The following is a 6,742-nucleotide window of genomic DNA, read 5'->3' as shown; positions in this document are numbered from 1 at the left end:
ACCTGCGACCTCTGGGTTATGAGCCCAGCGAGCTACCGAGCTGCTCCACCCCGCGTCGGCCTGTTAAGACTAGCCCATCCGCGCAGTCGATGATCAGCGGGGGTCGCCGACCGCCGCTTCGCGATGCCCGAAACGGTGAAAGCCCGTCTCCGGCGAACCGGAGACGGGCTTTCGTTCGTAGCGGGGACAGGATTTGAACCTGCGACCTCTGGGTTATGAGCCCAGCGAGCTACCGAGCTGCTCCACCCCGCGTCGGCTCGATAACCGTAGCGCACCACCCCCGGGCCCCGCAAAACGACATCCGAATCCGCCGAGGGAGCTTCCCGGCCGGCCGCACCGACGTCAGTCGAGCCAGGCTCGGATGGCGGCGACCGCGCGGCGACTGTCCGCGTCGACCTGGGCCCGCTGGCTGGAGGTGTTCTCCCAACCCTGCTCCCAGAGAATTGTCACCACGTCGCCGATCCGGATCGCCCGGACCAGCCGCACGTCCTCCACACCGGTCGGATCGCCGTTGATGTCCTGACCTGGGCTGCGCACCTCGAACAGCACCGACTCGTCGCCGTACCCGCTGTCGGCGAGCAGCCGCTGCGTGCTCCGCGACGGCGCTTCGCTGCCCGGCCACTTCTGCTCGGGGCAGTTCCGCACCGCCTCCCGCAGCTCGTCCAGCACGTCATCGGCGCGCCCGGCCCGATAGATGGTGATGGAGTGCGCGTAGGTGCCGTCCGGGACGTACCCCTCACCGGGGTTCTGCGGCAGCTTGTAGATCAGGAGCCGGGTTCGGCGCTGCACCACCGCCTCGCTCGAAACACGTGCACCACACAGGCCCGGCAGGGCGGCCAGGTCCCGGAATTCGGGCGCGATGCCGGTCTGGTTGGCCGGCGCGAGCGCGAAGAACGCCCGATCCGGGATGCTGGTCGGCGTACGAGGTGGCGCCGCGCTGGTGACCCGCGGCGACGCCGACGTCGTACCCGAGGGGCGGCTCGGCGCCGCCGGCGGGACCGACGGTGACGGCGGAGCAGCTGTCACGTCCGGCGTCGGCGAGATCGGGGGCGATGGAACCGTCGGCGTGCCGGCCGGCGGGGGTACGGTCCTCGTCGCCGGGACGGCAACCACCTGGCTGCCGACGACCACGCCGCCCGCCACCAACGCCACGGCCAGGGCGCCACCTGTCGCACGGAGACGGGCCCGACGGTCGGCCTGGTGCCGGAGCACGTCCGGGACGACCAGCGCACGGGTGTCCGCGTCGGCGGCGAGGGACCGATACATCTCTGACAGTTCACGCGACATCGCTGGCCTCCAGTTCCACGTCGGCGAGATCGGGCAGCAGGGCGGCGAGTCGGGACCGGCCGCGGGAGAGCCAGGACTTCACAGTGCCGACGGGTACGCCCACCTCGCGGGCGATCTCGTCGACCGGCATGTCGAACAGGTAGTGCAGAGCCAACGCCTGCCGGTGGGTCGCCGGCACCTGACGCAGCGCCTGGACCAGCAACACGCTGTCCTCGTTGGGCGGCGCTACCGGCTGCGGGGGCCCGGCGATCCGCAGCGCGCCGCGCAGGGTGCGCAGACGCCGCCAACGATCGGTCGCCAACCGGGCCACCACCAACCGCAGCCAGGCCTCCGGCGCGGGATGCTCGGACAACCGCCCCCACTGTCGCCAGGCCCGGGTGTACGCCTCCTGCACCAGATCCTGCGCCTCGTTGTGGTCACCGGCGACCGCGTAGCCGTACCGCACCATCCGCCGCGCGGTGCTGCGGTAGAAGTCGTCGAAGCTCTGCGCATCCCTCACGGCTGCTCCCCCTCATCCCCACCCCGTTGCAAATGAGGACGGTGGAACGTTGTCCCAGGTTGCGGGCTTGCGGCAGCTGTCGGCGAGGCGACAGGTGGGGCGCGTCTCCGGACACGACGGAGCCCCCGCCGTCCGGACCGTTGCGGTCCGACGACGAGGGCTCCGAGACGTACTCCCGTAGGCGGTGGATCAGCCGCCGGCGCTCGGCGAGGGGCCACCACTGGCAGTGCCGGCGGCCTGCTGCGCCTGCTGGAACGCGGTGAGCGCCTCGTCCAGGGCCTTCAGCGCACGCCCGTACCGCTCGAAGTCACCGGACGTCTGTGCCGCCCGTACCTCGCTGATCGCGCTCTGCACCCGGTCCGCCGCGGCGGCCAGGTCACCGGTCGGCGGCGGGGTGCCGGCGCTCGGCGTGGGCGTCGGAGTCGGCGTCGCGGTCCCGCTGGGCGTGGGCGTCGGCGTCGGGCTCGTCGGGTTGCCCCCGGGCGGCGGAGTCGGCGGGGCGCCCTGCCCGGCCTTCTTACCCTGCTCGACCAACTGCTTGATGCCGTCGTTGATGTTGTCGGCGAGCGCCACGAAGGAGCCACCGTCACCGTACGAGAGCAGCACCTTCTGCAACAGCGGGTACGCGTCCTGCTGGTTGCTCTTCACGTAGACCGGCTCGACGTAGAGCATGCCGTCGGCGAAGGGCAACGAGAGCAGGTTGCCGTACTGCACCTGCGCCTGGTTGCTGGACAGCAGGTTGAGCTGCTGGCGAATGTTCGCGTTGTTGGTCATCTGCTGGTGCACCTGGACCGGGCCGGAGATCCGGGTCTGGTCCGGCAACTCCAGCACCTCCAGTCGAGGCTTCCCGTCGACGTACGACCCGGAGATCAGCGCGGCGAGGTTCTGCCGGCCGTTCGGGGTGACCGCCGAGGTGAGCTGGAACCGGGGGCTCTCCTGCCCCGGGAACTGGGTGAACAGGTAGTACGGCGGCTGCTTCTGGCCGCTGTCCGGAGCGTCCGGCACATTGGGCACCTGCCAGAAGTCCTGTGCCGAGTAGAAGTCACCCGGGTTGGTCACGTGGAACTTCGTGAGCAGGTTGCGCTGGACCTTGAACATGTCCGCCGGGTAGCGGAAATGTTCGTTCAGCTCCACCGGGATGTCCGCCTTCGGCTGGATCAGGTCACCGCCGAACGCCTTGTTCCAGGCCTTGAGCACCGGGTCGGTGTCGTCGTACTCGTAGAGCTTGACGGTGCCGTCGTACGCGTCGACCGTCGCCTTCACCGAGTTACGCATGTAGTTCACGTTCTCCCGGGCCAACTGGAACGTGCCCCGGTTGGTCAACTCGTCGGTCGTCTCGGTCTGCAGGTTGACCCGCTCGGCGTACGGGTAGCTGGCCGCCGTGGTGTAACCGTCGACGATCCACTGCACCCGACCGTCCACCACCGCCGGGTACGGGTCGCCGTCCAGGGTGAGGAACGGCGCGACCTTCTCCACCCGGTCCCGGGGGTTGCGCACGTAGAGCAGCTTGGAGTCCTTGTTGACCGCCTCGGAGAGCAGGAAGTTCGACTCCTGCTCCTTGATGGCGTACAGCAGGCGCCGGGCGAAGGAGCCGATCTCGACACCGCCCTCGCCGGTATAGGTGTAGGACTCGCCGCCACCCTCACCGACCGGCCTGTCGAACTCGGCCTTTTTGTTCGGGTCGGACTGCCCGACGATCGCGTAGTCGTCCGGCGCCATCCGCTCGCCGTAGTAGATCCGCGGCTGCTTGGCCGTGATCTGCTCGGTCTGCGAGGAGCACGCCTCCTGGGTCTTCTCGCCGAGGAAGCCGGAGACGAAGAACGGCTGCCCGCCGCAGACCACCTGGTTGGCCGGTGCGGCCACCAGCCCGTACCCGTGGGTGTAGACGGTGTGCCTGTTGATCCAGGTGTTCTGCTGATCGGTCAGCTCGCCGTAGTTGATCTCCCGGACGCCGACGACGTAGTCGGAGACCTTGCCGTTCACCCCGTACCTGTCGATGTCCAGCTTGGGGCCGAAGTCGTAGAAGCCACGCACCTGCTGGAGCTGGGTGTACGTCTCGCTGACCAGCTGCGGGTCGAGCAGCCGCACGTTCGGCACCACCGATGTGTCGGTGACCAGGCTCGCCGGTGGGGTGAGGTTGTTCGCCGCGTACGGGGTCGTCTCGGTGACCCCCAGCCCGAACGCCGCCCGCGTCGCGTCGATGCTGCGCTGGATGTACGGCGCTTCCTTGTCCTTCGCGCTCGGCTTGACCTCGAAGGTCTGCACCGCCCAGGGGTAGATGCCGCCGATGGCCACCGCGGAGACGCCGAGCAGCGCCAGCGAGATGCCCGGCCAGACCAGGTTCCGCATCCAGGCGTTGGAGAAGACGATGATCGCGATCGCCACCACGATCGAGATGTAGGCCAGGATCTCCTTCGCCGGCAGCAGCGCGTTGACGTCGGCGTAGCCGGCGCCGTACAGCTTGACGCCCTCGTTGTACTCCAGCAGCATCGCCCGCCGGTCCAGCACGTACGCGATGGCCTTCAACAACACGAAGACCGCGACCAGGCTGCTCAGGTGCGCGCGGGCGGCGTTGCTCATCCGGTCCCCGACGCCCTGGAGGCGAACCCCGCCGAACAGGTAGTGCACCGCCAGCGCGCCGATCACCGCCAGCACGACAGCGGTGAAGGCGACGCCGAGCAGGTAACGCCAGAACGGCAACTGGAAGACGTAGAAGCCGATGTCCACCCCGAACTCCGGGTCCTTGATCCCGAAGTCACCGCCGTTGCGGAAGAGCATCCACTGGTTCCACCGGTTCTGCGCGGAGAGGCCGGCGAAGAGCCCGACCACCGCGGCGGTCAACGCGATCCAGGTGCCGAGCCGCGGGCTGAGCACCATCCGGTAACGCTCCAGGGTGGCCTGCTCCACCGAGTGCGGGCGCAGCCGCGGACGCAACCGGTGGGCCAGCCACAGGTTGCCGCCGACGATCACCGCCATGCCGAGCCCGACGGCGAGGAACAGCACCAGCCGGGTGAGCAGGACTCCGGTGAAGACCTCGGTGTAGCGGACCTCGTCGAACCACAGCCAGTCGGTCCACGCCTGGACACCCCACCCGAGCAGGGTGAAGAGCACGAACACCCCGACCAGGACGGCGATGGTGACGCGCCCGCGCCGGCTCATCCTCGGAAGGGGGCTGCTGCTACGCATGACCACTGTTGGCTCCGCACGCTCGATGTGATCGGCTCCGACCAGGCACCCAGAGTACGGGGTGATCCTGAACGTGTCGGGGCACGGTCACGTCGGTCAGCAACGGGTCGGCTGGCCGCCCCCACGCAACGTCTCCAGAGCGGTCAATGCCTCGTCCAGCGAGCCCACCCGCAACAGCGGCAGATCTGGCTGGGGATTGCGGACCGCCTCGGCGCAGTTGTCCGCCGGCACCAGGAACACCTTCGCCCCGGCCCGCTTCGCGCCGACCAGCTTCTGGGCGATCCCACCGATCGGGCCGACCGCGCCCTCGTCGTCGATGGTGCCGGTGCCGGCGATGACCTGGCCACCGGTGAGATCCGCCGGGGTCAACTTGTCCACGATCCCCAGGGCGAACATCAGACCGGCGCTCGGGCCGCCGATGTCCCCCAGGTCAATGCCGAGCGTGAACGGGTGCGGCTGCTGCTGATCGATCTCGACACCGATGCGCGGTCGGCCGTCCTGCTCCCGGCTCGTCACCGAGACGGTGGCCGGTACGCCGTCGCGGGTGTAGCCGATGGTCAACGCCGTGCCGACGGGCTTGGCCCGGACCAGCTCGGTGACCTTCGCGGCCACCGGCACCGGCTGACCGTCGACCGAGGTGATCACGTCGCCGGCCTTCAGCGCCCCGGCGGCCGGACCGTCCCCGGACACCGTCTTGATGACCACCTGCACCGGGAAGCCCAACTCCCGCAGCGCGGCGGTCTCCGCGCTGGTCTGCGACGCCTTGAAGTCCTCGGCGTTACGCTGCTCGACCTGCTCCGTCGACTCCCCGGGCGGATAGACCAGCTCCCGCGGCACCACCGCCTCGTCGTCCGAGAACCAACCCGCGATCGCTCCCCGCAGCCGCACCGTGGGCTGCACACCCACCGTGGTCAGCCGCAGCTGCCCGGCCGAGGTCGAGGTCTCCCGCCCGGAGACCTGGATGACCTCCTTGCCGTCGGCCGTGCCCAGGGTGTTGACCGTCGGACCGGGCCCGAGCACCACGTACGGGATCGGCACCCGGAGCACCCCGATGCTCAGCAGGGCGGTGAACAGGGCACCGAGCAGGACCGTCAGGCCACGACGTCTCATGCCGCAGAGCGTACCGACCGGTCGGGCGCCGCCCGCCGGATGCGCCACGCGACTTCGCCCTCAGCGCAACGCCAGCGGCGGCTACCAGGGGCGCGGCCCGCGTACCGTAGACGTCGTGCCTGATATTCCGTTCGGCTTCGCGCTCCCGGGTGGGCAACCACCAGACCCCAACGATCCCGCGCAGATGCAGCAGTTCATGTCGCAGATGCAGCACCTGCTCTCCTCGCCGGGCAGCGGACCGGTCAACTGGGACCTGGCCCGGCAGGTAGCGGCCAGCCAGCTCGCGGCCGCCGGCGACCCGGCGGTGTCACCATATGAGCGCAACGCGGTCGAGGAGGCGTTGCGCCTGGCCGACCTGTGGTTGGAGCCGGCCTCGGCGTGGCCGTCGGGCATCCAGTCGCCGGTCGCCTGGAACCGCAATGAGTGGATCTTCAAGACGCTGGACGTGTGGCGCAAGCTCTGCGACCCGGTCGCCAGCCGGATGGTCGGCGCGATGGGCGACCTGGTGCCGCCCGAGGCCCGCGCGCAGCTCGGCCCGATGCAGTCGATGGTGGCCACCCTCGGTGCTCGGTGTCGCCCTGGAGGCGGAGTTCAGCGCCGGCCCAGGTTTCGTGACTGGCGACCTGGCTGACATCGCCGCCCTGGCCGAGCAGGTCCGGG

General features: G+C 69.7%; 4 protein-coding genes, 1 tRNA gene and 1 pseudogene. 1 reads left to right on the top strand and 5 read right to left on the bottom strand.

What is annotated here, in order from left to right; all coding sequences use genetic code 11:
* Positions 1-178 precede the first annotated feature (178 nt).
* The 5 genes from ACWCO3_RS29295 to ACWCO3_RS29275 all read right to left on the bottom strand — a co-directional run bounded on the left by ACWCO3_RS29295 (position 179) and on the right by ACWCO3_RS29275 (position 6,082).
* Positions 179-252, bottom strand: a tRNA-Met gene (locus tag ACWCO3_RS29295).
* A 90-nt stretch (positions 253-342) separates the two neighbouring features.
* Complete coding sequence (locus tag ACWCO3_RS29290; RefSeq protein WP_450013120.1) at positions 343-1,287, bottom strand: hypothetical protein; 945 nt, start codon at positions 1,285-1,287, stop codon at positions 343-345.
* Complete coding sequence (locus ACWCO3_RS29285; RefSeq protein WP_145779093.1) at positions 1,277-1,786, bottom strand: SigE family RNA polymerase sigma factor; 510 nt, start codon at positions 1,784-1,786, stop codon at positions 1,277-1,279. The genes ACWCO3_RS29290 and ACWCO3_RS29285 overlap by 11 nt, the downstream gene beginning before the upstream one ends.
* 189 nt (positions 1,787-1,975) lie before the next feature.
* Positions 1,976-4,972 (bottom strand): UPF0182 family membrane protein, encoded by a 2,997-nt coding sequence (locus ACWCO3_RS29280; RefSeq protein WP_358166080.1) that lies wholly within the window; start codon positions 4,970-4,972, stop codon positions 1,976-1,978.
* 96 nt (positions 4,973-5,068) lie between these two features.
* Positions 5,069-6,082, bottom strand: a complete 1,014-nt coding sequence (locus ACWCO3_RS29275) for a YlbL family protein (RefSeq protein WP_354886597.1) — start codon at positions 6,080-6,082, stop codon at positions 5,069-5,071.
* A 115-nt stretch (positions 6,083-6,197) separates the two neighbouring features.
* On the opposite strand from ACWCO3_RS29275, the pseudogene ACWCO3_RS29270 reads away from it, so the two are divergent.
* Positions 6,198-6,647: pseudogene (locus tag ACWCO3_RS29270) on the top strand (zinc-dependent metalloprotease); the annotation flags it as partial.
* Positions 6,648-6,742: the final 95 nt, after the last annotated feature.

It is taken from the genome of Micromonospora sp. NPDC002411, from assembly GCF_053592955.1.
The sequence above is the reverse complement of the archived record's forward strand: the minus strand, read 5'-3'. Positions and strand labels throughout refer to the sequence as shown.

Bases quoted from the DNA above. Each gene is read 5' to 3' on its own strand.
- ACWCO3_RS29290 (WP_450013120.1), bottom strand. From the start codon at position 1,287: ATGTCGCGTGAACTGTCAGAGATGTATCGGTCCCTCGCCGCCGACGCG.
- ACWCO3_RS29280 (WP_358166080.1), bottom strand. From the start codon at position 4,972: ATGCGTAGCAGCAGCCCCCTTCCGAGGATGAGCCGGCGCGGGCGCGTC.
- ACWCO3_RS29275 (WP_354886597.1), bottom strand. From the start codon at position 6,082: ATGAGACGTCGTGGCCTGACGGTCCTGCTCGGTGCCCTGTTCACCGCC.